Source organism: Xanthobacter sp. ZOL 2024 (genome assembly GCF_052932325.1).
The window spans coordinates 4,369,590-4,396,060 of the sequence record NZ_CM128808.1 but is presented as its reverse complement, the minus strand read 5'-3'; the positions used below and the strand labels follow the sequence as shown (position 1 = coordinate 4,396,060).

At 67.7% G+C, this 26,471-nt stretch carries 24 protein-coding genes, 1 tRNA gene and 1 pseudogene; 10 read left to right on the top strand and 16 right to left on the bottom strand.

Annotated elements, in window-relative coordinates; all coding sequences use genetic code 11:
• Nucleotides 1–35: 35 nt before the first annotated feature.
• The gene (gene pap, locus ACU4E7_RS20175; RefSeq protein WP_238121282.1) at nt 36–1,532 is read left to right on the top strand and encodes a polyphosphate:AMP phosphotransferase; all 1,497 of its coding nucleotides are present in this window, start codon (nt 36–38) and stop codon (nt 1,530–1,532) included.
• Between the two features lie 33 nt (nt 1,533–1,565).
• Here pap and ACU4E7_RS20170 read toward each other — a convergent pair whose 3' ends face one another.
• The 8 genes and pseudogenes from ACU4E7_RS20170 to meaB all read right to left on the bottom strand — a co-directional run bounded on the left by ACU4E7_RS20170 (nt 1,566) and on the right by meaB (nt 9,222).
• Complete coding sequence (locus ACU4E7_RS20170; protein ID WP_447019922.1) at nt 1,566–3,977, bottom strand: diguanylate cyclase domain-containing protein; 2,412 nt, start codon at nt 3,975–3,977, stop codon at nt 1,566–1,568.
• Between the two features lie 363 nt (nt 3,978–4,340).
• Nucleotides 4,341–4,415, bottom strand: a tRNA-Gln gene (locus ACU4E7_RS20165).
• A gap of 87 nt (nt 4,416–4,502) precedes the next feature.
• A complete protein-coding gene (locus ACU4E7_RS20160; RefSeq protein WP_238121284.1) occupies nt 4,503–5,285 on the bottom strand; it encodes an enoyl-CoA hydratase-related protein in 783 nt (260 codons plus the stop codon).
• A gap of 418 nt (nt 5,286–5,703) precedes the next feature.
• Nucleotides 5,704–6,546, bottom strand: coding sequence for a TIGR02186 family protein (locus ACU4E7_RS20155; protein WP_447019921.1), 843 nt, complete (start codon nt 6,544–6,546; stop codon nt 5,704–5,706).
• The gene (locus ACU4E7_RS20150; RefSeq protein WP_238121286.1) at nt 6,543–7,469 is read right to left on the bottom strand and encodes a sulfite exporter TauE/SafE family protein; all 927 of its coding nucleotides are present in this window, start codon (nt 7,467–7,469) and stop codon (nt 6,543–6,545) included. Before ACU4E7_RS20150 ends, ACU4E7_RS20155 begins: the two co-directional genes overlap by 4 nt.
• A 141-nt stretch (nt 7,470–7,610) precedes the next feature.
• The gene (locus ACU4E7_RS20145) at nt 7,611–7,916 is read right to left on the bottom strand and encodes a hypothetical protein (protein WP_447021702.1); all 306 of its coding nucleotides are present in this window, start codon (nt 7,914–7,916) and stop codon (nt 7,611–7,613) included.
• 16 nt (nt 7,917–7,932) lie between these two features.
• A pseudogene (locus ACU4E7_RS20140) lies at nt 7,933–8,202 on the bottom strand (pyroglutamyl-peptidase I family protein); the annotation flags it as partial.
• A 30-nt stretch (nt 8,203–8,232) separates the two neighbouring features.
• Nucleotides 8,233–9,222: a methylmalonyl Co-A mutase-associated GTPase MeaB gene (gene meaB / locus ACU4E7_RS20135; protein WP_447019920.1), complete on the bottom strand. Its 990-nt coding sequence runs from the start codon at nt 9,220–9,222 to the stop codon at nt 8,233–8,235.
• 138 nt (nt 9,223–9,360) lie between these two features.
• On the opposite strand from meaB, the gene ACU4E7_RS20130 reads away from it, so the two are divergent.
• Nucleotides 9,361–9,567: a CsbD family protein gene (locus ACU4E7_RS20130; protein WP_238121289.1), complete on the top strand. Its 207-nt coding sequence runs from the start codon at nt 9,361–9,363 to the stop codon at nt 9,565–9,567.
• Nucleotides 9,568–9,780: 213 nt separating this feature from the next.
• On the opposite strand, the gene folK is transcribed toward ACU4E7_RS20130, so the two are convergent.
• From folK to ACU4E7_RS20115, 3 genes are all read right to left on the bottom strand, one after another.
• Entirely contained in the window at nt 9,781–10,275 is a 495-nt protein-coding gene (gene folK / locus ACU4E7_RS20125; RefSeq protein WP_447019919.1) for a 2-amino-4-hydroxy-6-hydroxymethyldihydropteridine diphosphokinase, read from the bottom strand.
• A 56-nt stretch (nt 10,276–10,331) separates the two neighbouring features.
• Nucleotides 10,332–11,168 carry a dihydropteroate synthase gene (gene folP / locus ACU4E7_RS20120; protein ID WP_238121291.1) on the bottom strand — a complete coding sequence of 279 codons (837 nt, stop codon included), beginning with the start codon at nt 11,166–11,168 and terminating at the stop codon, nt 10,332–10,334.
• 140 nt (nt 11,169–11,308) lie between these two features.
• A complete protein-coding gene (locus ACU4E7_RS20115) occupies nt 11,309–12,130 on the bottom strand; it encodes a bestrophin-like domain (protein WP_238121292.1) in 822 nt (273 codons plus the stop codon).
• 172 nt (nt 12,131–12,302) lie between these two features.
• Here ACU4E7_RS20115 and ygfZ point away from each other — a divergent pair, with 172 nt between their 5' ends.
• Nucleotides 12,303–13,187, top strand: a complete 885-nt coding sequence (gene ygfZ / locus ACU4E7_RS20110; RefSeq protein ID WP_447019918.1) for a CAF17-like 4Fe-4S cluster assembly/insertion protein YgfZ — start codon at nt 12,303–12,305, stop codon at nt 13,185–13,187.
• A gap of 13 nt (nt 13,188–13,200) precedes the next feature.
• Nucleotides 13,201–13,794: a DNA-3-methyladenine glycosylase I gene (locus tag ACU4E7_RS20105; protein WP_238121294.1), complete on the top strand. Its 594-nt coding sequence runs from the start codon at nt 13,201–13,203 to the stop codon at nt 13,792–13,794.
• Between the two features lie 9 nt (nt 13,795–13,803).
• Here ACU4E7_RS20105 and ACU4E7_RS20100 read toward each other — a convergent pair whose 3' ends face one another.
• Nucleotides 13,804–14,367: a nitroreductase family protein gene (locus ACU4E7_RS20100; protein ID WP_238121295.1), complete on the bottom strand. Its 564-nt coding sequence runs from the start codon at nt 14,365–14,367 to the stop codon at nt 13,804–13,806.
• Nucleotides 14,368–14,560: 193 nt separating this feature from the next.
• On the opposite strand from ACU4E7_RS20100, the gene ACU4E7_RS20095 reads away from it, so the two are divergent.
• Together ACU4E7_RS20095 and ACU4E7_RS20090 are read left to right on the top strand one after the other, a co-directional pair.
• Nucleotides 14,561–15,643, top strand: a complete 1,083-nt coding sequence (locus ACU4E7_RS20095) for a hypothetical protein (protein WP_447019917.1) — start codon at nt 14,561–14,563, stop codon at nt 15,641–15,643.
• A gap of 96 nt (nt 15,644–15,739) precedes the next feature.
• Nucleotides 15,740–16,108 (top strand): c-type cytochrome, encoded by a 369-nt coding sequence (locus ACU4E7_RS20090; RefSeq protein WP_238121297.1) that lies wholly within the window; start codon nt 15,740–15,742, stop codon nt 16,106–16,108.
• Nucleotides 16,109–16,128: 20 nt separating this feature from the next.
• Here ACU4E7_RS20090 and ACU4E7_RS20085 read toward each other — a convergent pair whose 3' ends face one another.
• Nucleotides 16,129–16,998: an outer membrane protein gene (locus ACU4E7_RS20085; RefSeq protein WP_447019916.1), complete on the bottom strand. Its 870-nt coding sequence runs from the start codon at nt 16,996–16,998 to the stop codon at nt 16,129–16,131.
• Between the two features lie 222 nt (nt 16,999–17,220).
• The gene (gene thrS / locus ACU4E7_RS20080; protein ID WP_238121299.1) at nt 17,221–19,194 is read right to left on the bottom strand and encodes a threonine--tRNA ligase; all 1,974 of its coding nucleotides are present in this window, start codon (nt 19,192–19,194) and stop codon (nt 17,221–17,223) included.
• 381 nt (nt 19,195–19,575) lie between these two features.
• Between thrS and ACU4E7_RS20075 the strand changes: the two genes are divergently transcribed.
• Together ACU4E7_RS20075 and ACU4E7_RS20070 are read left to right on the top strand one after the other, a co-directional pair.
• A complete protein-coding gene (locus tag ACU4E7_RS20075; protein ID WP_447019915.1) occupies nt 19,576–20,208 on the top strand; it encodes a L,D-transpeptidase in 633 nt (210 codons plus the stop codon).
• A 46-nt stretch (nt 20,209–20,254) separates the two neighbouring features.
• On the top strand, nt 20,255–21,265 hold the full coding sequence (locus ACU4E7_RS20070) for an amino acid ABC transporter substrate-binding protein (protein WP_447019914.1): 1,011 nt from the start codon (nt 20,255–20,257) through the stop codon (nt 21,263–21,265).
• A gap of 75 nt (nt 21,266–21,340) precedes the next feature.
• Here ACU4E7_RS20070 and ACU4E7_RS20065 read toward each other — a convergent pair whose 3' ends face one another.
• Complete coding sequence (locus ACU4E7_RS20065; protein WP_447019913.1) at nt 21,341–23,281, bottom strand: autotransporter outer membrane beta-barrel domain-containing protein; 1,941 nt, start codon at nt 23,279–23,281, stop codon at nt 21,341–21,343.
• Between the two features lie 270 nt (nt 23,282–23,551).
• Between ACU4E7_RS20065 and ACU4E7_RS20060 the strand changes: the two genes are divergently transcribed.
• Nucleotides 23,552–24,559 (top strand): MBL fold metallo-hydrolase, encoded by a 1,008-nt coding sequence (locus ACU4E7_RS20060; RefSeq protein ID WP_447019912.1) that lies wholly within the window; start codon nt 23,552–23,554, stop codon nt 24,557–24,559.
• A 568-nt stretch (nt 24,560–25,127) separates the two neighbouring features.
• Here ACU4E7_RS20060 and cutA read toward each other — a convergent pair.
• Nucleotides 25,128–25,490 carry a divalent-cation tolerance protein CutA gene (cutA, locus tag ACU4E7_RS20055; RefSeq protein ID WP_238121304.1) on the bottom strand — a complete coding sequence of 121 codons (363 nt, stop codon included), beginning with the start codon at nt 25,488–25,490 and terminating at the stop codon, nt 25,128–25,130.
• Nucleotides 25,491–25,687: 197 nt separating this feature from the next.
• Here cutA and ACU4E7_RS20050 point away from each other — a divergent pair, with 197 nt between their 5' ends.
• A complete protein-coding gene (locus tag ACU4E7_RS20050; protein ID WP_238121305.1) occupies nt 25,688–26,470 on the top strand; it encodes an NAD kinase in 783 nt (260 codons plus the stop codon).
• The last annotated feature ends 1 nt before the right edge of the window (nt 26,471 follow it).

Below are 26,471 nucleotides of genomic sequence, written 5' to 3'. Positions count from 1 at the left end.
CCGTGTCGCGGGGACGGGTGGCAGAGGGAACGCACATGTTCGATTCCGCGAAGGTGGAGCACAAGCTGGACAAGGCGGCCTTCAAGGCGCTGGAGCCGAGCCTGCGCGAGGATCTGCTCAATGTGCAGTTCCAGCTGATCGACCAGAAGAAGCGCAGCTTGGTGGTGCTCATCCACGGCCCCGATGGGGCCGGCAAGGGTGCCGTGCTCAATCGCCTTTACGGTTGGCTCGATGTGCGCAAGCTGCAGACGCTGACCTATGAACGCCCCTGCCGGGAGGACGATGGCCACCCGCCCATGTGGAAGTACTGGCGGGGGCTGCCGCCCTCTGGCGAGATCGGCATGATGCTGGGCTCCTGGTATCACAAGCCGCTGTGTGACCGGGTGTTGGGCCGGCTTGGCCGCGGCGCCTTCGTGGCGGCGCTGGAAGACGTGCGTCGGCTGGAGGCCATGCTGCACGCCGAGGGTGTGTGCGTGCTCAAGCTGTGGCTCTATCTCGACGCCGCCGAGGCGCGCCGGCGGCTGAAAGCGCTCAGCGAGGGCCCTTATCGGCGCCCGGTGGTGCGCGAGTGGGAGGAGCTCGACACCGCCAAGGAGCGCGAGCGCCTGGCCCGGGCCGCCGAGGATGTGGCCCGCATCACCTCCACCGATTTCGCGCCCTGGCACGTGGTGCCCGCCAGTGACGCCGACTATCGCGATGCGATGATCGGCAGCGTGCTGCTGGAGAAGCTGCGCGCCATGACCGCCAACGGCGCCAATGGCGGCGTCCACCAGCCGCCCAGCCCGACCCAGGTGCCGAAGACGCTGCCGGCCTTCTCCATCCTGTCCACCCTCGACCTGACCCGCAAGCTGGAGAAGCCGGACTACGAGGCGCAACTCGCCCATGAGCAGTCGCGCATCACCCGCGCCACCACGTCGCCGGCCTTCGCCGGGCGCGGGCTGGTGGTGGCGTTCGAGGGCAGCGACGCGGCCGGCAAAAGCTCCACCATCATGCGCCTGCGCGAGGCGCTCGATCCGCGGCACTTTCGCGTCTACCCCATCTCGGCGCCCAGCGACGAGGAGCGCGCGCGCCCCTATCTGTGGCGCTTCTGGCGCCACGTGCCGCCGCAGGGGCGCATCGCCATCTTCGACCGCTCCTGGTATGGCCGGGTGCTGGTGGAGCGGGTGGAGGATCTGGTGACGCCGGACCAGTGGGGGCGGGCCTATGGCGAGATCAATGATTTCGAGGCGCAGCTCGACCGCAGCGGCATCGTGGTGGTGAAGTTCTGGCTAGCCATCAGCGAGGATGAGCAGATGCGGCGCTTCGCGGCGCGCGAGACGATCCCCTACAAGCGCTTCAAATTGACCCCGGAGGATTGGCGCAACCGCGAGAAGTGGCCGCTCTACGAGGCGGCGGTGACCGAGATGGTCGACCGCACCTCCACGGACCTTGCCCCATGGACCCTGGTGGAAGCGGAGGACAAGAGGTTCGCCCGGGTCAAGGTGCTGCGCACCATCGCTGACCGTCTGGACGCCGCTTTGGCCGCCGACTGAGCCCGGTGACCTCCGTCCCGTCGCGCCACCGCTTCACGCGGCGATGGCGACCCGGCCGCGGCCGGCCTCTTTGGCCTGATACATGGCGCCATCCGCGCTCTTGAGCAGATCGGCCGCGGTGCCCACCCCATTCTCCGCCACCGCCACGCCCACGCAGGCGCCGATGGAGATGATGCGGCCGCCGATCAGGAACGGCTCGTGCAGCGCGGTGAGGACCTTGTCCGCCACCGCCACCGCGCTCGCCTGATCGGTGATGATGGGCAACAGCGCCACGAATTCATCGCCGCCGAGCCGGCCCACCGTGTCCTCCCCCCGCAGGCAGGAGGTGATGCGCAAGGCCACTGCCTTCAGGAGGTCATCACCCACCGCGTGGCCATAGCGGTCGTTGACCGGCTTGAAGCGGTCGAGGTCGATGAACAGCACCCCCACCGGCTGGCGCCGACGGGCGGCCTGGGCCAGGGACTGTTCGACGCGATCGAGGAACAGGGTGCGGTTCGGCAGGCTGGTGAGCGCATCGAAATTGGCCTGCCGCCACAGCTCCTTTTCCTTCTCCTTGCGGGCGGTGATGTCGGAGAAGATGGCGACATAGCCCGATCGCAGGCCATTGCCGCGGACCACGGCATTGATCACCAGCCGCTCCACGAAATCGTGGCCGTCCTTGTGGCGGTTGATGATCTCCCCTTCCCACGACAGTTTGGAGTTGAGGCTTTCATAGAAGGCGCGGAAGAAGGCTTCGTCATGGGCGCCGGAGGAGAGGAATGAGGCATGCCGCCCCAGCGCCTCGGCGGCGGTGTAGCCGGTGATCTGGGTGAAGGCGCGGTTCACCGCCATCAGCCGGCCGGCGGGGTCCGTCACCATGATGCCCTCGGTGGTGGAATCGAACACCAGCTGGCTGACCAGCAGCTTTTCTTCCTGCCGCATGATCTCGGTGATGTTGGAGAAGGCGATCACCGCGCCCTGTGAGGTGCCATCCGCCTTCGGGGGCAGGCGGCGGGAGTTGAAAGTGGCCCAGATGCGTTGGCCCTCATCGCCATCCACATAGAACAGCTCGTGGTTGAGGTCCGTGGAGAGCGCCCGCATGCTTGGCCGCTCGCTGACGTCGATCCGGCGCCCGGACGGGTCGAACAGGGGCTTCTCGCGACGCTGCAGGGATTGCGCGTCGGCAAGCAGGATCTCCAGCGCCGCGGAATTGAAGGCGTCGATCTCCCCCTTGCCGTTCACCATGACGATGCCGGCGGGCATCACCTCGAACATGGTGCGGTAGCGCTGCTCATTGGCCTTGAGGCGCTCCTCGAGCTCGAACCGGTCGGTGACGTCGTGGATGATGGAGTAAAGAACGGTCCGGCCGCTCAGCGTCACGGGGCCGGAATACACCTCCACCTTGCGGATCTCGCCGGAGGCCAGGCGGTGGGGAAACAGGAAGAAGGGCTTGTTGGCCTTCAGCGCCTCGTTCATGCAGGCCTGCACCTCGTCCGGCGGCAGGCAGTTGATCTGCGTGATCTTCATGCGCAGCAGCTGCTCGCGGCTGTAGCCATAAAAGGTGCATGCCGCTTGGTTAGCGGCCAGGATCTGGCGGGTCACCGGATCGGAAATCAGCTTGATGGAGCGGTTCTGCTCGAACAGGCCATGATACATGGCTTCCTGCGCCGACAACGCCTGGCGCTGGCGCATCGCCCGCAACACCAGCGTCGCCACCACCGCCAGCAGGCCCAGGATCAGGATCGTATTGACGAGGAAATAGCGGCGGTCGGCGGCGATATTGTCGTCGATGCTGGCCAGCAGGGTGGTCTCGGAGAGGTCCACCACCACCGCCGCCTGATAGAGCGGCATGCGCGCCCAGGCGATGATGCGCTGATCCCGGCCATCCTCGCTCGGTACTACCCGCGTGCCGCTGTCGGGACTGTCATCGGTCAAGAACGGGCGATGCGCCGGTGCCTGGGCGCCGACGCGGGAGAGGCCCTGGGAACTGCTGATGAGGATGAGGCCGCTGGGCAGGCTCAGCAGCTGCGCGACGTCACCGCTGCCCAGGCCGATCTGATCCAGTTTGGATGAGAAATAACTGAGCGGCATGCGGATCACCAGCACGCCCGCCAGCTGCCCGGCGCGCCAGATGCCGCGGGCAAACGGGAGCTCCCAGGCATCCGTGCCGGGCTGCCGCTCCGGCTCGCCCACCACCATTGCCGCCAGCTCCCCTCGGGCCGCCTTCAGCTTGCGGAAATAGGAGGAGGTGGCGATGTCGCGCGGCGCACCCGCCGGAGCCGAAACCACCGCGACACCATGAATATCGTAAAGCCCCACCGAGATTGGTGCCTGCAGCGGAAGCAGGCCGAGCGCGCGTCGCGCGGAGGTATCAAAGTCGTCCAGGTGGCCGAGGTGGTCCTCGACGATCTCTTCCAGGACAAAGGAGATGGTGTGGAAGGTCGCGTCGAAGGATTGGCGGACCACCTCCGAAAGTTGTTCTGCGCGCAACTCGCCCGCTGCGCGCGTGCCTTCCCTGTCCTCTTGGAACGAACGCTCCAAATGAATCCAATAACTCAAGAACAAAAGCGCGATAAGACCCGCCGCAAGGCCCAGTTTGCTTTCCGTTCTTATGTGGGGGAGGCGGATCATTCGTGCGGGCCGTTGCTACTTTCGCGATCATAATCGAGCCATACGGCCTGCCAATAGGGGAGGCTTTCTATTTCGTTCCAGTTTGATCTTTAAAGGGCCCGCAGAGCTGCCGGAAGGGCAGCGGGGTGCGACTTCGTGTGTCGTGGCTGGCGCCTGACGGTACTCGAGGGGGCACGAGATGCGGGTGGGTCGCGGTGGTGGCTGGGGCGCCTGGATTCGAACCAGGGAATGGCGGAATCAAAATCCGCTGCCTTACCTCTTGGCTACGCCCCACCGGCGATGCGGGCGCGGACCATATCGTCCCGCATAGCTCCTGTCCAATCCCGCTGGAGAGGTCTTCAACAGAAGGTGAGGGCCCGTTCAGGCCCCCGAGAAGCGCGGCGCCCGCTTCTCGGCGAAGGCGAGGCGGCCTTCGCGATAATCGGCACTGGCATTGGCGCTGGTGGTGGCGCGCCGGGCCTCCGCGAGCAGCGCTCCGGCACCGCTCTCGGCCGCGCGAATCGACAGCTTGGCCGCCTTCAGGGTGAGCGGGGCGTTCTCGGCCATGCGCTGGGCGAGGCGCGCGGCGGTGGCATCGATGTCGGCGGCGGCGGCCATGACGTCCACGGCGCCGATCTCATAGGCGCGCGCCACACTCAGACGGTCGGCGGTGAAGAACAGGTGGCGGGTGCCCTGGCTGCCGAACACGCGCAGCAGCCGGCCCATGCCCCGCGGATCATAGCCGAGGCCCAGGCGGGCGGCGGGAATGGCGAAGAAGGCATCATCCGCGGCGAGGCGCAGATCGCAGCTTGCCGCCAGCGCGGCACCGGCGCCCACGCAGGCGCCATGGATCAGCGCCAGGGTCGGGCAGGCAAGCCCCTCGATGGCCGAGCAGGCGGCTTCCACCAGTTCGTCGTAGCCCTGGGCGCCGGAGGCGTCGGAGCGGGCGGAATCGAAATCGGAGATGTCGGCGCCGCCGGAGAAGGCCCGGTCGCCCTCGCCGCGCAGCACGGCCACGCGGATGTCGGTGCGGCGCTCCGCGTCATGGGCGAACCGCGCGAGGCTCTGCCACATGGCGGAAGAGATGGCGTTGCGGCGCTCGGGATTGGAGAGGACCAGATGCGCGATGCCGTTTTCAACGGTAATTGCGATGCTGCCTGCCAAACCCGCCTCCATCCTTGCGCGGCCCGGCGCGGCTGGCGCGGGCTGCCTCTGGCGTGGCGCCGGCCAATCGGTGAAGGACCGACGGTCACGCTCCAGTCGCTGGCAGCTATGCCCGAAAAGACCGCGGAAGGCTATGGGGGCCACCGCCGCGGAGCGAGAATGATGCGACGGGAAGCGGGACGGAGCCGGAAGGCTCCGTCCCGTCCCAACGGGCGCCGGTCAGGGCTTGGCACCCGAAGCGCATGTGCCGGAGGCATCGCATCGCATCGTTTCGCGCCCTCTTTGGCGCGTCATCTCAGGAACTTCAAGCAAAAAAGCACAGGTAACCCATGTGGTCCTGCCAATGGGTAATGGAATAATGATGTTGGAATGTCTCTAGTCGGTATTTTTCGCATTCGAGTTTTGGAAAATGTTCGGTTTATTCGCGTCTAAAAAGGAAGTTTCCGATAAATCCGATTATCAGGCTACCAATGGCAACTGCAATCCCGTAAAGAAGCGCGTCATTTTGAGAGAAAATGGCGATATTTTGCTCAAATCCACTCTTTATAATCTCGAAATGCTCAGTCGATTGCGCGGTAACTTGTCCGTTGCGCAAGAGTTTGACAGAAACGTCGTAGCGGCCGATGGGCGCGCGGCCGGGAATGTCGAATTCGGTGCGAAACACCCGGGGCGCGAGGAAGGTCACGCCGCGCGGATTCTCCTCGTAAAGATCCTCCGAGCCCTGGATGCGCAGAAAGGCCTGGCGGAAGGAGTCGGTGGGCACCACGTCGGCGAAATCGGGGCCGACGCGCTGTAGCAGCACATTGCGCGACAGGCCGATCTGCTCGGTCCGCAGCACCTCCGGGCTCGCCATGTCCTCCACCGGGCGGTTCGACTGCACGGAGAGGAAGGCGGGCACGTCGATGAAGGTGCGGCTGTCGCTGTTCACCCACAGGCCCGCCACGCGGGACTTGCGCCAGGCCACGTAGCTGGCCTGTGGACCGCGCACCGTCACCACGATGTCGGGGGGGCGCGCGTCTGGGCCCGTGTCGGCGCCTGCCACCTCAGCCACGCCGAACACCACCAGGCTGGCCCCGCTGAAGGTGGAGGTGATGCGCACCACCGGCTCGGAAATGGACACCACCAGCCGATCGCGCTCGGGCTCCGCTCCGCCGGCCGGCAGGGCCAGTGCGAGGCTGGCGGCGGCGAGGGCGGCCGTCCACAGCCCGCGCATCCGGCCGGAGCGGCGCCCAGCGGCCGCGGCGCGGACGGGCGGGGTCATCGCCGCACCTCGATGGTGGTGAGCACATAGAGGTCGGAGGGGTGGCGCACCAGATCCACCGCCACCCGCAGCCCGACCGCCAGCACCAGCAGCCCCAGCAGGAAGCGCAGATTCTCCGGCCGCATGGTCTGGCCGGTGCGGGCGCCGAACTGGGCCCCCATGGTGCCGCCGATCATCAGTACGAAGGCGAGCACCGCATCCACGGTGCCATTGGCCTCGGCGTGGAGCACGGTGGCGGCCGCCATGGTGACGAGGGTCAAAACCAGCGAGGTGCCGACCGACGTGGTGGTGGGCACCCGCAGCAGATAGATGAGCGCGGGCACCAGGATGAAGCCGCCGCCGACGCCCAGCACCGCGCCCAGCAAACCGATCATGAAGCCGATGCCGACCACCGGAATGGCCGAGACATAGATGCGGGAGCGGCGGAAGCGCATCTTCAGCGGCAGCCGCATGAACCAGGCGTGAGTGCCCGGCCGCCGCACCACCGGCGCGGCGCCGCGGCGGGTCCGGCGGATGGCGCGCACGCTTTCCACCAGCATCATGGTGCCGATGGTGCCCAGGAGCACCGTGTAGGCGAGGCGGATGGCCAGATCCACCTGGCCAATGATGCGCAGCCAGAGGAACAGCAGCACGCCGGCCAGGGTGCCCACCAGGCCGCCGATCAGCAGCACCCCCGCCAATGGCAGGTCCACCATGCCCTTGCGCAGATAGGAGAGGGCACCGGAAAAGGACGAGGCGGCCATGTAGGGCGAGACGCTGGCCACCGCCACCGTCGGCGGCACGCCGGTGAAGATCAGCAGCGGGGTCATCAGGAAGCCGCCGCCCACGCCGAACATGCCGGAGATGAAGCCCACCGCGAGCCCCATGGCGAACACGGAAAAGATGGCCACCGGCAATTCGGCGATGGGCAGGTAAATGGTCACGGGGCTGCCTGTCTTGGCTGGGAATCGGCGCGTGGATCCTGACCTGTGCCGGGCTTTAAGCCATCGCTGCGGCGATGAGAAGGACGACGGGCCCATCGCGGCGAGAAAATCGCAAACATCACCGCCACGCGCGACGCGGCCTCACGATCGCCGGGCTTGCGCCGCAAGCGCCGTCACCACTCCCGCGCAGGCCCGCGTCAGCCCCGCCGGTGGCCGCGGGCTGCCGCGGGGCAGACCCGGCACATGCACGAACACCACCGGCACGGCGGGCAGGCTTTCGAGAGCAATGAAATAGCTGGCGTTGCACAGGTAGCGCCCGGCATCGCGCGACAGGCGGGCGGGGGTGAAGGCGGCGCGGGCGGCGGCCAGCAGGGGCCGGGGCCGGGCGGGTGGTGCGGCGCACAGCTGGCCCGCCGGCCACCAGCTGGTGGTGATCGGGGTGGGCACGGATGGCGTCGGGACGATCGGTGGCGCGGTTCACGGCTCGCGTTTCCACGCACAGCGCACGGCGGCGGGCGGCGACGCCCAGCAGCAGCACGCCGTCGGGGGCGTGACGGCCGAGCAGCGCCGGCAGGCGACGCAGCACCGCCCAGCGGGTGGGCAGGATCTCCACCGCCACCGCAATGTCGCCCGGCCAGCGCCGTCGCCCCAGGGCCCGGGCGATGGCCTCGGCGGGATTGGCCGCGACCCCCGGAAACGGGCCGAAGGCGCAGATGAGCAGGCGGCGGGTCATGGCGGCGCCTCCGGCAAGCGACCGGCGGAGTTACAGGCCGATGAGGTGGGCGATCTCGGCGGCGGCGAGGGCGGGGCCCAGGGTGCCGGCCGCCACCTCCTGCTCCAGCGCCGGCAGGCGGGCCTTGACCGCCGGGTCGGTGGTCACTTTTTCCGCCAGCCGCTCGTTGAGCAGGGTCCACATCCAGCGCACCTGCTGGGCCTGGCGGGTGGCGGCGAAGGTGCCGGCGGCCTCGCATTTCTGCCGGTGCAGCTCCACCTGGCCCCACACCTCGGCGATGCCGTCGCCGGTCAGAGCCGAATAGGTGAGCACCGGAGGCGACCAATGGGCCTGCCGGGCCCCCAGAAGGTGCAAGGCGGCGCGATATTCGCTGGCGGCGGCGCGGGCGCGGGGGATGTTGTCGCCATCAGCCTTGTTCACTGCGACGATGTCAGCGAGCTCCAGCACGCCTTTCTTGATGCCCTGCAGTTCGTCGCCGGCGCCGGGCAGCATCAGCACCAGGAAGGTGTCGGTGAGGTCGGCCACCGCGGTTTCCGACTGGCCGACGCCCACGGTTTCCACCAGCACCACGTCGAAGCCGGCGGCCTCGCACAAGAGCATGGTCTCGCGGGTCTTGGCGGCGATGCCGCCCAAGGTGCCGCTGGAGGGCGAGGGACGGATGAAGGCGCGCGGATCCACTGACAGGCGCGCCATGCGCGTCTTGTCGCCGAGAATGGATCCACCGGTGCGGCTGGACGAGGGGTCCACCGCCAGCACCGCCACCTTGTGGCCAAGGCCGGTGAGATAGGTGCCCAGCGCATCGATGGTGGTGGATTTGCCCACCCCGGGTACGCCGGTGATGCCCACGCGGAAGGCGCCGCCCGTGCGCGGCAGCAGGCCCTGCAGCAGGGCCTGGGCGCGGGCGCGATGGTCGGCGCGGCGGGATTCCACCAGGGTGATGGCCCGCGCCAGCGCGGCGCGCTCGCCCTTCACAACGCCTTCGGCGAGCTTGGCGTCATCCTCGGTCCGCGCTGCTGTCATCACGCCTCGTCCTCAGCTTATCCGCGCAGTTCACGCCGCCGCGCGCAGACCTTGTCCGTACCGGGGATTCCCAAAAAGGGGAACCCATCCGGGGGGAGGGCGTTGAGAAGGTGTCATCAACGCGAACGGAGGTGAGCCATGAATTGGGATCGCATCGAAGGCAACTGGAAGCAGTTCACCGGCAATGTGAAGGCCCAGTGGGGCAAGCTGACCGACGATGATCTGACCGAGATCGCCGGCCATCGGGAAGCGCTGGAGGGCAAGCTGCAGCAGCGCTACGGCTATGCCAAGGACGAGGTGAAACGGCAGGTGGACACCTTCACCGCCAACATGCGCCCGCACTGATGCAAAGATCCATGAGCGCGGCTCATGGATCTTTCGCCAAGCCCGTGCAGCGCTTGAGAGAGCCAGTTTGAGACCGGTCGAAGACCGAGGCCGGCGGCATGAGACGCTTTCCATTGCACTGGTTGTCAGGCGCGTGACCCTCAGGGCCTGACATCGTGTGCCTCCAACCCCCGCGCCGCTGGTCGGCGTGGGGGCTTTTTATGCCACGGTGCGTTATGCCACGGCGCGGATGCCGCTGCGGTCGAGCCCGGCGAGGGCGGCCGCCGCGCTCTGCCCGCCGATGGTGATGGCCGGGGCGATCTCCACCAGCGGCACGAGCGCGAAGGCGCGCTCCAGCAGCCGGGGGTGGGGGATTTCCAGATCCGGCTCGTCCACCTGCGCCGCGCCGAACAGCAGAATGTCGATGTCGATGCGGCGCGGGCCGAAGCGCACCTCGCGGCTGCGGTCGCGGCCCAGCATGCGCTCCACCAGCAGGCTGAGGAACAGCAGGCTGCGCGCGGGAACCGGGCTTTCCACCTCCACCACCTGGTTGAGATAGGGCCCCTGCGGAATGGGCCCCCAGGGCGGGGTTTCATAAAGCGAGGAGCGGGCGCGGATGGTGAGGCCGGCCCGCGCCAGCACGCCCAGTGCCAGGGCGAGCGTCGCCGTGCGGTCGCCCACGTTGGATCCGAGGCACAGGTAAGCGGTGGTCCTGTCAGCGCTTGTCACGTCAGCGCTTGTCACGTCAGCGGTTGTCACGTCAGCGGTTGTCACGTCAGCGGTTGTCATGGCACGTCCCGGATGGCCTCGGCCACCCGTGCCGCCTGCACATGCTCGGCCACGTCGTGCACGCGGATGATCTCCACCCCGGCCATGATGCCGATGACGTTGGAGGCGATGGTGCCCGGCAGGCGCTGCGCCGGCGTGGTGTCGATCACCTTGCCGATCAGCGATTTGCGGGAGGTGCCCAGCAGCAGCGGCAGGCCCAGCACCCGCAATTCGCCGAGCCGGCGCACGGCGGCGAGGTTCTGCGGGAAGGTCTTGCCGAAGCCCACGCCGGGGTCGAGCACCAGCCGGTCGCGGCTCACCCCCGCCGCATCGGCCTTGTCCAGGGCGCGGGCGAAGAAGTCCAGCATGTCGGCGATGATGTCGATGCCCTCATCCACCTGCGCGCGATTGTGCATGATGACGGCGGCGGCGCCGTAATCCGCCACCACCCGCGCCATGTCGGGATCGAAGGCGAAGCCCCAGATGTCGTTGACGATGTGGGCGCCGGCCGCGAGGGCCTTGGCGGCCACATTGGCCTTGTAGGTATCCACCGAAACCGGTGCGGCATTTTCCGGCGCCAGCGCCTCCAGCACCGGGGCGATGCGGGCCCATTCCTCGTCCGCCGAAACCGGCGTGTGGCCGGGTCGGGTGGATTCGCCGCCAATGTCGAGGATGTCCGCGCCCTCTTCCACCATGCGGCGGGCGTTGACCAGCGCGTCGTCCACCTGGGCGCTGCGGCCGCCGTCGGAAAACGAATCGGGCGTGACGTTGAGGATGCCCATGATGAGGGTGCGCGGGCCCAATGGAATGGCGCGGTCACGGGCGAGAAGGGTGCGGGGAAGAGCGTGTGTCATGGCCGGATCGCTGCAAAGGTCGCGCCCACTGAAACCCCTGGAGGGGGCCGGCGCAAGTAAGTCTGGCGTAAGTCTGGCGCAAGTCCGGCGCAAGTCCGGCGCACGTGCGCTGCAAGTCCAGTTGCCCGGCGGGGTCGCGGTCAGCCGGCAGGGGCGGGTGCGGTCGTGCCGGGGCAGGGGTGGCTTTCCATGGTGTGCATGACGTCCACCAGCGGCGTGGCGGCGATCTGCATGGGGCCGGAGAAGGGCTCACCCATCTCCACCACCAGGAACAGGGCGGCGGCGATGGAGATGGAGGAGAGCACCAGTGCCGTGATTCCGGGCACGTTGCGCGGGGCGAACCAGCCGAAGCTGAAAAAGATGAGGGCGAGCCAGCAGATCACCACCACCACGAACAGGCGGGGAATGCTGCTTTGCGCATCGCGGCTGAGTTTCCAGCGCTGGTTCAGAAGGCTCTTGATGCCGTCGATGGCGGCGCTGCGGCTCGCCCTCTGATCGTCGGTGGCAGGTACCAGCACGCGCACCGCCTCGTCGAGACGCAGCAATTGCGCGGTTGCCTCGCTTTGTCCGCCAATCCCGCTGGCCGCACCGGCCGGGGGTGCGGGAGCTTTGCCGCGACCCCAGGTTTCGCTGCGCAGCAGGCGCACATAGCGCCCGAGCTCCTGCCGGGCGGGGCAGGCGGCGGCGCCGAAGTGCCGCAGTTCCAGGTCGGTTGCGAGCACGCTCACCGCATATTGCTGCACGTCCTCCTCGGTCGCCGCATAGCTGTTGCGCATGGAGGTGGTCATGAAGCCGAGGATGAGCGAGGTCATGGCCGCGGTGAGCCCCACGGTCACCTTGAGGGTGTCGCGGGTGTTGTCCGAGAGGAAGTCCTCCGGTGCCGAACGGGCCAGCGCCATGGCCAGGAACGCGCCGGTGAACATCGCCACGAACGCCAGCGGCGCCACTGCCCAGGAGATCATGCGAAAATCCTTACCCTCGCCCCGCACCGCCGGCGGGCGCCCTCGCTGGTGTCATGGTGCGCGACCGGTCGCTCGCCCGCAACCGCTTGCGGTGCCCGCTGTGCGCCGGCGGGCTTGAGGGGCGGGAAGGCTCGGCTTACATCTTGGTCATTCTTTCAGAAAGGACGGCCCCATGCCCGTCGTTCATTTGACCGATCGTGCGCTCATTCGTGCCAGCGGCCCCGAGGCCGCCAAGTTTCTCCACGGCGTCATCACCTGCAACGTCGCCACCATGTCCGCGGGCGAAGCCCGCTACGGGGCGCTGCTGTTCCCCCAGGGCAAGATCATCTCCGATTTCCTGCTCTATCGCGATGGCGAGGAGAGCTTCCTGTTCGACGCGCCGGCCGAGCGGGTCGAAGACCTGTTGAAGCGCCTCACCTTCCATCGCCTGCGGGCCAAGGTGGCGTTCGAGACCGCCGACGACAGCGCCGTGGTCGCCGTGTTCGGTGACGCGGTGGCGCCCGAGGGCGTGGCTTTCACCGATCCGCGCCTCGCCGCCCTCGGCCAGCGTGTGGTGGTGCCGCGCGCCGTGGCGGAGGCGCTGCCCGCCGATGCGGCGGCCTATGAGGCCCACCGCATCGCCTTCGGCATTCCCAAGGGCGGACCCGATTTCGCTTATGGCGAGACCTTCCCCCATGAGGCCGACATGGACCAGCTGGGCGGGGTGGATTTCAAGAAGGGCTGCTATGTGGGCCAGGAAGTGGTGAGCCGCATGGAGCACCGCACCACCGCCCGCAACCGCCTGGTGGAAGCCGAGTTTCCCGGCGTGGCGGAAGTCGGCACCGAGATCATGGCCGGCGACAAGGCCATCGGCCGGGTAATGTCGGCGGACGGCGGCCATGCCATCGTCACCGCCCGGCTCGACCGGGTCACCGATGCCCGCGCCGAGGGCGTGCCCCTCACCGCCGGCGGGGTCGAGGTGGAGCTGAAACCGCCGGCCTGGGCGGACTTCTCGCTCGAATGGGAGCGCAAGGTCAGCGCCCTCGACCAGAAATTCAAGGCATCCAAGGCGCCCTGACAGGAGGATCTTTATGAGCGGTGGTGAGGCGTTGCAGCACGCGGATGGACGCTTGCGTTGTCCGTGGTGTGGGACCGACCCGCTCTACATGGCCTATCACGACACCGAATGGGGCGTGCCCGAGCATGACAGCCGGGCGCTGTTCGAGAAAGTGCTGCTGGATGGGTTCCAGGCCGGCCTCGCCTGGATCACCATTCTGCGCAAGCGGGACAATTTCCGCCGCGCCTTCGATGGCTTCGAGCCGGAGCGCATTGCCCGCTATGATGCGGCGAAGGTGGAAGCGCTCATGCAGGATGCCGGCATCGTGCGCAACCGCGCCAAGATCGAAGGGGCGGTGCTCTCCGCCCGCGCCTATCTCGACCTTCAGGAGAAAGGCATCGCCTTTGCCGATCTCATGTGGGAGGCGGTGGATGGCCGGGTTCAGGTGAACCACCCCCGCCGCATCGCCGACGTGCCGGCGCAGACGCCGGCCTCGCAGGCCCTGTCCAAGCGCCTGAAGGGCCTGGGCTTCAAATTCTGCGGCCCCACCATCGTCTATGCCGCCATGCAGGCGTGCGGCCTGGTGGATGACCACCTGGCCGACTGCCATTGCGCGCGGCGGGACTGAAGGAGCGCCTCAGAACCGGGTGACGATCTGCCCGAGGTCCGGCCGCGGGCGGTCCTCCATCTTCTGGGCGGGGGTGCCCATATAGATGAAGCCGGCGATGCGCTCATGCGCGGCAAGGCCCAGAGCCGCGCGGGCGTTGGCATCATAGGTCGGCCATTCGCTGATCCAGGTGGCGCCATAGCCTAGCGCCAGGGCGGCCAGCAGCATGTTCTGGCAGCAGGCGGCGGCGGACAGGAGCTGCTCCCATTCGGGGATCTTCACATGGGGCGCGGCGCTGGAGACCACCGCCACCACCAGCGGCACCCTGAGGAAGCGGTGGCGCTCCTCCTCCAGCCGCTTCTCGCTCGCTTCCGGATCCTTGGCCGCCAGCACCTTGGCGAAAGCCTCGCCGGCGCGGGCGCGGCCCTCGCCCTCGAACACGATGAAGCGCCAGGGGGCAAGCTTGCCATGGTCCGGCACCCGGGCGGCGATGGTGAGGATGGTGTCGAGATCGGCAGCGGTGGGGGCAGGCTCCGCGAGGTCCATGATGCGGGAGGAACGGCGCGTGCGCAGCAGGTCGAGAGCGTCGGGCATGGCAAGCCTTCAAAGGAATGGGACGCGCGGCGAATGCCGGGTCGGAAAGGACAGGGAAAGCACTGGTGATCTATAGGGGCATTACCGGTGGGTTTGAACCCGCCGGGGCCGCGTGGCCCCCTCGCGCAGGGGCAGGGTCGATGCGGTGTGCCGACGACTTGAAACCGCCCTGAATTTTGTGCACCTCAGAACCATGACCGTCCTGCTTCACCGGATTGCGCGCCTCGCCCCGCGCCTCATGACCCGCCCCGGCCACCATGTCCGTTCCGGCCGGCGGCGTCTTCGCGCCGGGCTGGTGGCTCTGGCCCTGTCCGCGGGCACCCTTTCGGCGATGATGGCCGCGCCGCTTGCCTCGGCGCAGAGCCTCCAGTTCCTGGGCTCGTCGGCGACGCCGCCACAGGCCGGGCCGTTCGCCGCACCATCGGCACCGGGCGCGCCGCGCTCGGCCTTGCTGGCACCGGGCGCGGTGGCCCCGCGTGAGCCCCATGCGGTGCTGCCCACGGCGCCGGCGGGCAAGGTCGCCCTCGGCGTGTTCGCGCGCTATGGCGAAGATGGCGCCACCGTGCCGCGCGGGCTCATCTGGCGGGTGTTCGCCGACCAGCCCGAGGGCACTACGGGCGCCTTTCCTCTGGTGGCCGAGAGTGCCGAGGCCGCGCCGGTCTTCTTCCTCACGCCCGGTGGCTACATCGTGCATCTGTCGTACGGGCTGGCCAACACCGCGCAGCGCATCACCGTGGGACCCGCGTCTCGACGGGAGGCGTTCTCGCTGCCGGCCGGCGGGCTGCGTCTGCAGGCGGATGTGGAGAACAAGGCCATTTCCCCGCAAAAGCTGACCTTCGATATTTTCGAGGGCTCGTTTCTCCAGGGGCGCACCTCCAGCCAGCCCTATTATCGCGGCGCCAATGCGGGTGAGGTGGTGATTCTGCCGGAGGGGACCTATCACGTGGTCTCCACCTATGGTGATGCCAACGCGGTGGTGCGGGCCGACGTGAACGTGGTGCCGGGCAAGCTCACCGATGCCACCATGCACCACCGGGCCGCCCAGATCAGCCTGAAGCTGGTGAAGGAGAAGGGCAGCGAGGCACAGCCCGACACCCAGTGGACGGTCATCACCCCCGGCGGGGACACCATCAAGGAATCCATCGGCGCCTTTCCCACCTTCGTCTTGTCGGAGGGGGATTACACCGCCATCGGTCGTCACAACGGCAAGAATTTCAGCCGCGACTTCAAGGTCGAGGCGGGCAAGGACCAGGAACTCGATGTGGTGATCCAATAGGAGGGATCACCCACTGCTCAGGCGGGCGCCGCGCCGGCCCCACGTGAGCGACACGCCGATGCATCATCACTCTCCCCAGCCGAAAGAGGCCAGGCCGTGAGTTCTTCCCCGCTTCGTTCCATTCGTGCGCCGCAGGCTCGGGCCGGGCGCCTGGCGTGCGCCCTTGCTCTGGGGCTTGTTCTGTCGGGTGGCGTCGCCGCCCACGCGGCGGAGCCCGCCGATGCCGCGGCCGGCCAGGCGCTGGCGAACCGCTGGTGCGCCAGCTGTCATGTGGTGGACGCAAATCAGAAGACGGCCCAGAGCGATGCCCCATCCTTCACCGCCATTGCCGCCGGTAACGCGGAGCTCAGCGCGCCCTGGCTTGCCTTCCGCCTCCTGAGCCCGCATCCGCAGATGCCTCAGGTCTCCCTCAGCCGTGCCGAAGCCCGCGATCTCGCGGCCTATTTCGAGAGCTTGAAGAAGTAGGGCATAAGGGCCCCACGATCTCAGAATACTTTGTTGATGGACACCATCACGGCCTGCACGTTGGTGGTGCCCGAATACGTGCCCAGTGCTACGCCAGAGAAGGTGTAGCCGTTATGGGTGGTGTTGAACGGGCTGGCGAAGGTGTTCGTTTTCGTGGTCGACATCGTATAAGTATAATTGAGGTCGATGAACCAGTCTTTGGCGAAGAAATAAGTCACGCCGGTGGACAGTGTTGCGCCCCACACCCAGTTGGTGCTGGAGAAGCTGCGGGGGGCACCGGTGAGGTCCAGATGCTCGCCGAACAAGGCCGCGAAGCCGATCAGGCCATTCAGGTCCGATTTGACCTGGGTGAGGGTGGGGCCTGCACCCGCATAGATGAAGCTCTTGTCGAAGCTGTAGCCGAGAAACGGCACCAGGGCGAACTGATTGGTCGCGGTCATGGTGTAGCTATGGGCATAGACGTTGCCGTCCATGGCGCCGCTGACCGTTCCGCCATAATAGCCGGCCTGAGGAATGAGGAAGTTGTTCTGCGTCGAAGCTGAGTTCAGGTAATTGTAGGTGAACTTGGCGCCCCACAGCCAGGACGTTCCAGAGAAGCGCTCGAAATAGCCGAGCTGCAACACCGGTGCGATGTCGAACTGGAACGAGAGATAGGGAGAGGTGGAGCCGCCCGCTTCGCCGCGGGCGATGAAATCGCTGCCCTGGTAGATCTGCGACAGGCCTTGGCCAAACACATCCTGGTTGGGGAAGGTGGAGAAGTTGAGCGCCGCGCCCGCGCCGGCGAAAATTCCCTTATGGGGAACGCCATCCGGGCTCGTCTGCGCCCAAGCGGAGCCCGCCATCGTCACTGTACCGGCCACCAGGGCCAACCCCATCGCCGCACGCATCATGATCCCCCAGGGCTGAGCCGGGGAGATCAAACCGGTCTCGGACGGGCGATGATCTCGCTCGCCGGCCTTCCGAATCTCTGCAAATCCCACCCGCCCAGGCCAAAGTTGGGACGGTCTCCACGGTTGTGGCAACATCCTGAAGTGGCAGGGCCAATTTTCGCCAGGGCAAAAGAAAACCCCGGAGCCTGGGGGCTCCGGGGTTCATCTTGGGGCCGCCGGCGGTCAGGCCGCGGCGGCAAGAGCCTTGCGCTTCAGGTCCGGCGGCACCGCTTCGTCCACCAGAGCGGCGATCACCTGGTCGAGGCTGCCGCTCTCCTGGGCGTTGGAGCCGAGGCGGCGGATGGAGAGCGTGCCTTCGGCCGCCTCCTTCTTGCCCGCCACTAGCAGCACCGGCACCTTGGCTAGCGAGTGCTCGCGCACCTTGAGGTTGATCTTCTCGTTGCGCAGATCGACCTCGGCCCGAAGGCCTGCCGCCTTGAGCTTGGCCACCACCTCGGCGGCATAATCGTCCGCGTCCGAGGTGATGGTGGCGACCACCACCTGGGTGGGCGCCAGCCACAGCGGGAAGTGGCCCGCGAAATGCTCGATGAGGATGCCGGTGAAGCGCTCCATGGAACCGCAGATGGCGCGGTGGATCATCACCGGCGTCTTCTTCAGCCCGTCGGCATCCACATAGAAGGCGCCGAACCGCTCGGGCAGATTGAAGTCCACCTGGGTGGTGCCGCACTGCCACTCACGGCCGATGGCATCGCGCAGGGTGTATTCGAACTTCGGCCCGTAGAAGGCGCCTTCGCCCGGCAGGATGCCGGTCTTGATGCGCCCGCCGGAGGCCTCCTCGATCTGCTTCAGAACCCGGGTCATCACCTCTTCGGCGTGGTCCCACACCGCATCGGAGCCGACCCGCTTCTCGGGCCGGGTGGAGAGCTTGACGATGATCTCGTCGAAGCCGAAGTCGGCATAGGTGGACAAGATCAGGTCATTGATCTTGAGGCACTCGGCCGCCATCTGCTCCTCGGTGCAGAAGATGTGGGCGTCGTCCTGGGTGAAGCCGCGCACGCGCATCAGCCCATGCAGCGCGCCCGAGGGCTCGTAGCGGTGCACTGCGCCGAACTCGGCGAGGCGCATGGGCAGGTCGCGATAGCTCTTCAGCCCGTGCTTGAAGATCTGCACATGGCCGGGGCAGTTCATGGGCTTCAGGGCAAAGACGCGCTCGTCCTTGGTCTCATCGCCCGCGGACTGCACCTTGAACATGTTCTCCTTGTACCAGCCCCAGTGGCCGGAGGTCTGCCACAGCTCGGCGTCCAGCACCTGCGGGGCGTTGACCTCCTGGTAGTCGGCCTTGAGGCGCCGGCGCATGTAGGCCACCAGTTCCTGGAACAGGGTCCAGCCTTTGGGGTGCCAGAAGACGGTGCCGGGGCCCTCCTCCTGGAAGTGGAACAGGTCCATCTCCCGGCCAAGGCGGCGGTGGTCGCGCTTCTCCGCCTCTTCCAGGCGGTGGAGGTAGGCGGCAAGTTCCTTCTCGTCGTGCCAGGCGGTGCCGTAGATGCGCGTCAGCATGGGATTGTTACTGTCGCCGCGCCAATAGGCGCCGGCCACCTTCATGAGCTTGAAGGCGTTGCCGATCTTGCCGGTGGAGGGCAGATGCGGGCCGCGGCACAGGTCGAACCACTCGCCCTGCTTGTAGATCTTCACATCCTGGTCGGCGGGAATGGCATCCACCAGCTCGACCTTGTAGTTCTCGCCCATGTTGGCGAACACGCGCTTGGCCTCGTCGCGCGTCCACACCTCCTTGGTGAAGGGGCGGTCCCTGGCGATGATCTCGTGCATCTTCTTCTCGATGACCGGCAGGTCCTCGGTGGTGAAGGGCTCGTTGCGCGCGAAATCGTAATAGAAGCCGTTCTCGATCACCGGGCCGATGGTGACCTGGGTGCCCGGCCACAGGGCCTGCACCGCCTCGGCCATCACATGGGAGCAATCGTGGCGGATCAGCTCCAGCGCGCGCGGGTCGTCGCGAGTGACGATCTCGATCTTCGCGTCGCGGCTGATGGGGGCGGCAAGGTCGGTCAGCTCACCGTCGAGGGTGACGGCGACCGCTTTCTTGGCCAGGGATTTGGAGATGGCGGCGGCGATATCGGCGCCGGAGGTTCCCTCGGCGTAGTCGCGCTTGGCGCCGTCGGGGAAGGTCAAGGAAATCATCAATACGTCCTCCTGCCCACTCCTGCGGACCACGCAGGTAGGCTCAAGTTCCCATATGGGGCGCATCTTTTAGGCGGGAAGGGGGCGGCGCGTCCAGAGAGCGCGGCGGCGCGCTCTGACGTCGCCGGCCAAGCACGGATGAAGGAGTTGTGATCAAAACGCGGCATCGGCGCTGGGGGCTCCCCCTTTCCCCGCCGTCCCGGGTCAGCTAATCGGGGGTGGGGTTGTGGAGTCTGCCGGCTGGTTTACCTTGTTGGAGGAAACCGGCGACGTGGCGCATGAGGGGACGGGCGGAGAGGAACAATCGCAGCGTTAAGTCGCGCTTAAGCCCTCTCCGGCAACAACAACCGCTCCCGAAGGGACGCGAAAGATGAGGCGGGAATGATTTCCACGACGTTCAAGACCTTGACCTTCGCCGCCCTGATTCAGGTCGGCCTTCTGGCGGGCGCCGGCGTGAGCCAGGCGCAGACGGGCCAGCGCGGCGCCCCCGGCGCCACCATGGATATCGGCGATCAGCCGGGCCTCGTGGCGTCCGAGGAAGACGAGGCGCAGCTCGATCCCGCGTTCCGTCGCCAGCCGGTGTATTTCCGCACCACCGAGCCGCCGGGCACCATCATCATCAACACCAACGAGCGCTTCCTGTACCTCGTGGAAGGCAACAACCGCGCCATGCGCTACGGCATCGGCGTCGGTCGTGACGGCTTCCAGTGGTCGGGGCTCAAGACCATCGTGCGCAAGGCGGAATGGCCCGATTGGCGGCCGCCGGCGGAGATGATCCAGCGCCAGCCCTACCTGCCGCGCTTCATGGCCGGTGGCCCGGGCAACCCCATGGGCGCCCGCGCGCTGTATATCGGTGGCACCGTCTACCGCATCCACGGCACCAACCAGCCGCAGACCATCGGCTACGCCGTATCGTCGGGCTGCTTCCGCCTGGTGAACTCCGACATCATGGACCTGTATCAGCGGGTTCCGGTGGGCACCAAGGTCATCGTGCGTCAGCAGGCCACCCTCTGAGGGTGGCGCTGTTTCTTTCATCCTTTCTCCTGAACCGGGGGCTTTCATGAAGAGGATCCTGGCCCTTCTGGCCGCTGCCGCCGCGCTCGTGTCCACGGGCGTGCATGCGCAGACCTTGAAGACCGTGAAGGACCGTGGCGAACTCGTCTGCGGCGTGTCGAAGGGCCTGCCCGGCTTCTCGGCGCCCGACGCCTCCGGGCGCTGGACCGGCTTCGACGTGGACCTGTGCCGCGCCGTGGCTGCCGCCGTGCTGGGCGATGGCGAGAAGGTGAAGTTCGTTCCCCTCTCCGCCGACGAGCGCTTCCCCGCTCTGCAGAAGGGCGAGGTGGACCTGCTCTCGCGCAACTCCACCTGGACCCTGGACCGGGAAGGCAAGCTCGGCCTGCTGTTCACCGGCATTTCCTATTATGACGGCCAGGGTTTCCTGGTCCCGGCGTCGCGCAACCTCACCTCGGCGCTGGAGCTGGATAAGTCCAAGGTGTGCGTGCAGACCGGCACCACCGCCGCCGCCGCCACCGAGGACTATTTCAAGACCAACGGCATGACGCTGGAGCTGGTCACGGTGCCCAACTCCGCCGACATGGTGAAGGCCTATGAAGAGGGCAAGTGCGACGTTCTCACCACGGACGTCTCGCAGCTCTACGCCCTGCGCCTCAACATGAAGAAGCCGGCCGATCACATCGTGCTGCCCGACGTCATCTCCAAGGAGCCGCTCGGTCCGGTGGTGCGCCAGGGCGACGACCAGTGGTTCAACGCGGTGAAGTGGGTGCTCTACGGCCTCATCAATGCCGAGGAACTGGGCGTCACCTCCGCCAATCTGGACGAGGCGCTGAAGTCCCAGAAGCCGGACGTGAAGCACCTGCTGGGCGTCGAGGGCGACAATGGCGCGTCGCTGGGCCTGCCCAACGATTTCGTGGTGCTGGCGGTGAAGACCGTGGGCAATTACGGCGAGAGCTTCGAGCGCAACGTGGGCGCCGCCTCCAAGCTGGGCATCCCGCGCGGCATAAACCAGCTGTGGAGCATGGGCGGCATCCTCTACGCTCCGCCGATCCGCTGATCTGACGTCTCCGCACGGATCAAGAAAAGGCCGGGTGCCGTGGGGCGCCCGGCCTTTTTGCTGGTCGTCTCCCCCTCAGAGGGCGAGACGCAGGCTCAAAGCGCCCATCTGGTTGACGAGGCCGGAAGGGCTCACCTGCAGATCGTAGCTCATCTTGAGGTCCAGCCCGCCCACCTTGGTGCCGACCAGAGCGGCGCCGGCGGTGAACAGCCAGGGCGAAAGGTCGGCCCCCGGCGTCAGGAACGGCGTTCCGCCGCCGAGAAACGCGGCGCTGATGGAGGCGCCGGTGTCCAGCACATTGTAGCCCGCGCCCACATAGCCGGTGAGGCTCACCGGCGCGGCGAGGCGATAGGTGCCGCGCAGGCCGGCGCCCAGCATCAGCTCCTGATAGCTCTGGCTGTCGACGAGGAGGTTCAGCGCCCCGGCGCCCGTCTCCGTGTAGGCGCCGGCATCGACCCGCCCGTAATCGACGCGCAGGCTGGGTTCCACGGTGAGGTTGGTCGCCAGCGCCACGCTCTGGCGCAGGGCGGCGCCGGCGTGGAGCGTGGTGCTGTCATAGTCGGCCCGGGCGGTGGTGCCCATGAAACCCAGAGCGCGCTGGGCGCCATTGGTGTTGAGCGCGCCGTCGAGGGCGAGATCGAGGGCAAGGCCCGGCCGCAGGGCATAGCTGCCGTAGGCGCCCAGCACATAGCTGGACACATCCAGGCTGCTGGGGGCGCCGATGGCGGTGCCGGTCAGCGACGTGTCTGCATAGGCGAACAGGGCGCCGAGGGTGAGGTCGCCGCTGACCGCGCGATCGACACCGGCCACCACGCCGCCGCCCGAGGCGCTGTAGCCCGCATAGCCCGACTGGGTGGACTGGCTGCCGAAGCCGCCGAACGGCTGCAGCCACACCTGGGTGTCATCGCCCGGTCCGCTGGTGCGGGTGGCGAGGCGCCCGGCGACGATCTGCTGGAGCCCCCGCTGGGTGTCGTAGGTGGCGCGGGCGGCATTGCCGGCGAGCGTCGGCAGGGTCTGGCTCAGGGCCGCGGACAGGGCCGGGCCGGTGAGGCCGTCGAGCACGCCGAGAGCCGGGGCCAGCGGGCCGAACAGGCCGGACAGGGTGCCGTCGATGCCATAGAGCACCTGGGCAGCGCCGAGGGGAGCGGGGTTGCCCTGCGCCCGCAGGGTCAGCGCATAGGGCTGTACCAGGGTGGTCAGGGCGAAATCGCCGGTGAAGGTGCCGGTGGAATCATATTCCCCCAGCAGCATGGCCGCCCCGGCGGCGGTGCCGCTGACATCGCCATAAAGGTTGGTGAGCTGGGGACCATCGCTGGGCAAAGCGGAGAACAGCACCTTGCCTTCGGGTGTAATGGAGCCGATCAGCGTGAAGCGCGTGCCGTCGGGGCCGATGCCCTGGCCCCAGAAATAGCCGCTCTTGTAATCGGTGATCACGAAGCGGCCCGGCGCGGTGGTGCCGAACAGGGCCGTGCTGATCACCCGCCAGGGTGTGCCTTCGGTCCAGGCCCATTGGGGCGAGGCGTTGCTGGGCACCACCTGGGCCGAGGGCGGAGTGAAGGTGGCCGGGTCATAGGGCAGCATATAGGCCCAGTGGGTCACCAGCAGGCTGGTGCCGGTGATCATCTGCATTTCCATGGTGGTCACCCCATCCACCTCGCGCATCATGCCGAGGCCGACGGTGACGAGGCCGGTGTCCGGATCCGTGAACAGCATGGTGATCTGGCCGGACGGCGACACATAGCCCTGGATCGACATAGAGGAGGTGGTGGTGACGGGGCCCACCGCCAGCTCGGCGGATGAGGTGCCGCTGAACACGCCATCGGTGGACGTGCCCAGCGCCCACAGGGTCTGGTCGCCCACTGGGAAGGGATCGGCGAAGCTGGTGCTGGAGGAGCCATAGGCCAGCATCTGCGGCACCGAGACGTACCAGTTGGAATTGGTGATCACGCTGTCCCATTGCGACTGCGCCTGGGCGGCGCTTGCGCTGATGAGCGCGCCCGCGAGCGGCCCCGCCATCCGCAACATCCGCCGCCCGATCCTGTGCCGGCCCTTGCGACAACCGCCCCCGATGCTGCTCATGGGTCTCCCATCCGTGCTGGTGTGAGGTCTGAGCATGCCGGTCCCGACCCTGGGGAAGAATGCCGCATTTTGGTCATGTTTGGCGCTGCTCGCGGGCATGTGAGCGCATGGCTTCCCAAGCGGCATCGACCGGGTGGCGCCCGATGGCTAGGCTGCGGCCGCCGGCGCTGATCCGGCGGGTTCGTTCACAGGGCGAAGAGGATACCGATGACCGATCTGTCGCGCCGCACGCTGCTTGCCGGCACCGCTGGAGCCACCGCCGGTGCCCTGTCGGGGGCGCTGCCCGCCGTTCTCAGCGCCACGCCGGCCGCTGCCCAAGCTCCGTCACAGGCCGCCGCGCCGGCGGCGGGGCAGGTGCCGAGCGCCTACCGCTACAAGGTGGGCGATGTGATCGTCACGGCCATCAGCGACGGCATGCGCACCTTTCCCATGCCGGATGGATTCGTGCGTAACGCCCCCAAGGCGGAGGTCAATGCCGCGCTCTCCGAGGCCTTCCTGCCCGCCGACCAGCTCTCCATTCCCTTCACCGTGCTGCTGCTCGACATCGGCGATCGGCGGGTGCTGGTGGACACGGGCAATGGCCCGGCCAAGGGGCCGGTGGGGCTGCTGCAGGGCACCCTTGCCTCCCTCGGCGTGGACCCGGCCAGCATCGACCAGGTGGTGATTTCCCATTTCCATGGCGACCATATCAACGGCCTGGTGACGGCGGAGGGCACCCCCGCCTTTCCGAAGGCGCAGGTGATGGTGCCGGAAGCCGAATGGGCGTTCTGGATGGACGATGGCGAGATGAGCCGCGCGCCGGACGGTCTCAAGGGCGGCTTCCAGAACGCCCGACGGGTGTTCAAGCCGTTCGAGGGCAAGGTGGAGCGCTATGCCTGGGACAAGGAACTGGCGCCGGGCCTCACCTCGGTCGGCACCCCGGGTCATACGCCCGGCCACACCTCCTTCCAGCTCGCCTCGGGCAACGACGCGCTGTTCATCCAGTCGGACGTGACCAACATTCCGGCCCTGTTCGTGCGCCATCCCGATTGGCAGGTCACCTTCGACATGGACGGCGACAAGGCCGCCGCCGCGCGCCGGAAGGTCTATGACCGCCTCTCGGCGGACAAGATGAAGGTGGCCGGCTATCACTTCCCCTTCCCGGGCGCCGCCTATCTCGCCAAGGAGGGCGATGGCTTCCGCTATGTACCGGTGCTGTGGCAGCCGGTGCTGTAGCCCGATCACGCTTCCGCTGAGCGGCAAGGGTTCTGCCCTGACCTACCGCGCGTGTCGATGTCCTCCCGGACCGTGCCGTCGCTGCTCCCTCTCCCGCTTGCGGGGGAGGGCTGGGGAGGGCTGGGGAGGGGGCCGGACGCCGGTGTCGCGTCGTGCGGTGCGGGGAGTGTTCGGCGCTTGGATGGCGTGTGGCCGGGGGGAGGCGTCGCGCCATTCCCCCTCCCAACCCTCCCCCGCAAGCGGGAGAGGGCTTTGTGGCGGTGACGGGGCGAGGGGTCGTGCTGCCCTGGTGCGCCGGGCGTTTCAGTGTCCTCCCTGACTGTGCCGTCGCTGCTCCCTCTCCCGCTTGCGGGGGAGGGCTGGGGAGGGGGCCCGACGCCGGTGTCGCGTCGTGCGGTGCGGGGAGTGTTCGGCGCTTGGATGGTGTGTGGCCAGGGGGAGGCGTCGCGCCATTCCCCCTCCCAACCCTCCCCCGCAGGCGGGAGAGGGCTTTGCGGTGGTGGCGGGGCGAGGGGTGGGCGGGGCGATGTCTTTGGTATCATTTGCCTGCGATTGACCCGAGGCCGGCTTACTCCGCGTCTGGCCTGGTTTCGGCGGCGATCCAGGCCAGATAGCCGGCGTCACCGCCGCTCACCGGCAGGGTGAGAACAGCCGGCTGCTCATAGGGGTGGAAGGCGCGCACCTCGGCGACCACGGCCTGCGCCCGCGCGGCGGTGGTCTTGAGCAGCAGCACCACCTCTTCGGCCTGTTCCAGCTCGCCCGCCCAGCGGTAGATGCTGATCATGCCGGGCAGGATGTTGGCGCAGGCCACCAGCCGCCGCTCCACCAGCAGGCGCGCCGTTTCCTGCGCCGGCTGGAGCGCGGGGAAGGTGGTGTAGATCAGCACCGCCGGGCCGGCCGCCTCGTTGGGGTCGGGATCATGTCGCGCCATTTCTGCCTCCCTGTCGCGGTTCCGCTGCTGTCGCCCTGCCGGAGCATGCCGAAAGGGAGCGTCGCTGTCATCGCATGGCGGCGCGCCCCGGGTCCGCACGCGCCCGGCTCGACAAGACGGAAGGGGAGGATTAGAGGGGGAACAGCGATCTTGCCCTCTGTCGCGGCCCCGCGCCGCCGTTTGTGAACGTCCGATCCATGATCGATGTCCCTGGTGCCTTCAAGAGGATCGCCTTCGTCTCCAGCCAGACGCCGGAATCCGACGCCGCCCGTGAGCGCCTGATCGCGCGCTACGGGGCGGTCTCCGAGGATGACGCCGATGTCATCGTCGCCCTCGGTGGCGATGGGTTGATGCTGCAGACCCTGCATCGCTTCCGTGACCGTGGCCTGCCCATCTATGGCATGCACCGTGGCTCGGTGGGCTTCCTCATGAACACCTTCCGCGAGGATGGGCTGGTGGAGCGGCTCGCCGCCGCCCAGCACGTGAAGATCTATCCGCTGCTGATGGAGGTGGTGGACAAGCACGGCACCCGCTTCAAGGCGCCCGCCATCAACGAGGTGTCGCTGCTGCGGCAGACCTATCAGGCGGCCAAGCTCCGGGTCTCCATCGACGGCAAGGTGCGGCTCGACCAGCTCATCTGCGACGGCATCATCGTGGCGACGCCGGCCGGCTCCACCGCATACAACCTGTCCGCCCACGGGCCGATCCTGCCGCTGGGCACGGCGCTGCTCGCCATCACCCCCATCTCGCCGTTCCGGCCGCGGCGCTGGCGCGGTGCGCTGGTGCCGGACAAGGCCCGCATCGACATCGCCGTGCTGGAGGCGGACAAGCGGCCGGTGAGCGCGGTGGCGGACCATTACGAGGTACGCGACATCATCGCCGTCTCGGCCCGGCTCGATCGCTCCTCCGCCATCGACATGCTGTTCGATCCCGACCACGGGCTTGAGGAGCGCATTCTGCGCGAGCAGTTCGTCTATTGAG

Excerpts from the sequence above, each read along its gene's own strand:
- pap (WP_238121282.1), top strand. The coding sequence starts at position 36 with ATGTTCGATTCCGCGAAGGTGGAGCACAAGCTGGACAAGGCGGCCTTC.
- ACU4E7_RS20155 (WP_447019921.1), bottom strand. The coding sequence starts at position 6,546 with ATGACCCCGCCCGTCCGCGCCGCGGCCGCTGGGCGCCGCTCCGGCCGG.
- meaB (WP_447019920.1), bottom strand. The coding sequence starts at position 9,222 with ATGACAGCAGCGCGGACCGAGGATGACGCCAAGCTCGCCGAAGGCGTT.
- ACU4E7_RS20130 (WP_238121289.1), top strand. The coding sequence starts at position 9,361 with ATGAATTGGGATCGCATCGAAGGCAACTGGAAGCAGTTCACCGGCAAT.
- folP (WP_238121291.1), bottom strand. The coding sequence starts at position 11,168 with ATGACACACGCTCTTCCCCGCACCCTTCTCGCCCGTGACCGCGCCATT.
- ACU4E7_RS20115 (WP_238121292.1), bottom strand. The coding sequence starts at position 12,130 with ATGATCTCCTGGGCAGTGGCGCCGCTGGCGTTCGTGGCGATGTTCACC.
- ygfZ (WP_447019918.1), top strand. The coding sequence starts at position 12,303 with ATGCCCGTCGTTCATTTGACCGATCGTGCGCTCATTCGTGCCAGCGGC.
- ACU4E7_RS20105 (WP_238121294.1), top strand. The coding sequence starts at position 13,201 with ATGAGCGGTGGTGAGGCGTTGCAGCACGCGGATGGACGCTTGCGTTGT.
- ACU4E7_RS20100 (WP_238121295.1), bottom strand. The coding sequence starts at position 14,367 with ATGCCCGACGCTCTCGACCTGCTGCGCACGCGCCGTTCCTCCCGCATC.
- ACU4E7_RS20095 (WP_447019917.1), top strand. The coding sequence starts at position 14,561 with ATGACCGTCCTGCTTCACCGGATTGCGCGCCTCGCCCCGCGCCTCATG.
- ACU4E7_RS20085 (WP_447019916.1), bottom strand. The coding sequence starts at position 16,998 with ATGATGCGTGCGGCGATGGGGTTGGCCCTGGTGGCCGGTACAGTGACG.
- thrS (WP_238121299.1), bottom strand. The coding sequence starts at position 19,194 with ATGATTTCCTTGACCTTCCCCGACGGCGCCAAGCGCGACTACGCCGAG.
- ACU4E7_RS20075 (WP_447019915.1), top strand. The coding sequence starts at position 19,576 with ATGATTTCCACGACGTTCAAGACCTTGACCTTCGCCGCCCTGATTCAG.
- ACU4E7_RS20070 (WP_447019914.1), top strand. The coding sequence starts at position 20,255 with ATGAAGAGGATCCTGGCCCTTCTGGCCGCTGCCGCCGCGCTCGTGTCC.
- ACU4E7_RS20065 (WP_447019913.1), bottom strand. The coding sequence starts at position 23,281 with ATGGCGGGGCCGCTCGCGGGCGCGCTCATCAGCGCAAGCGCCGCCCAG.
- ACU4E7_RS20060 (WP_447019912.1), top strand. The coding sequence starts at position 23,552 with ATGACCGATCTGTCGCGCCGCACGCTGCTTGCCGGCACCGCTGGAGCC.
- cutA (WP_238121304.1), bottom strand. The coding sequence starts at position 25,490 with ATGGCGCGACATGATCCCGACCCCAACGAGGCGGCCGGCCCGGCGGTG.
- ACU4E7_RS20050 (WP_238121305.1), top strand. The coding sequence starts at position 25,688 with ATGATCGATGTCCCTGGTGCCTTCAAGAGGATCGCCTTCGTCTCCAGC.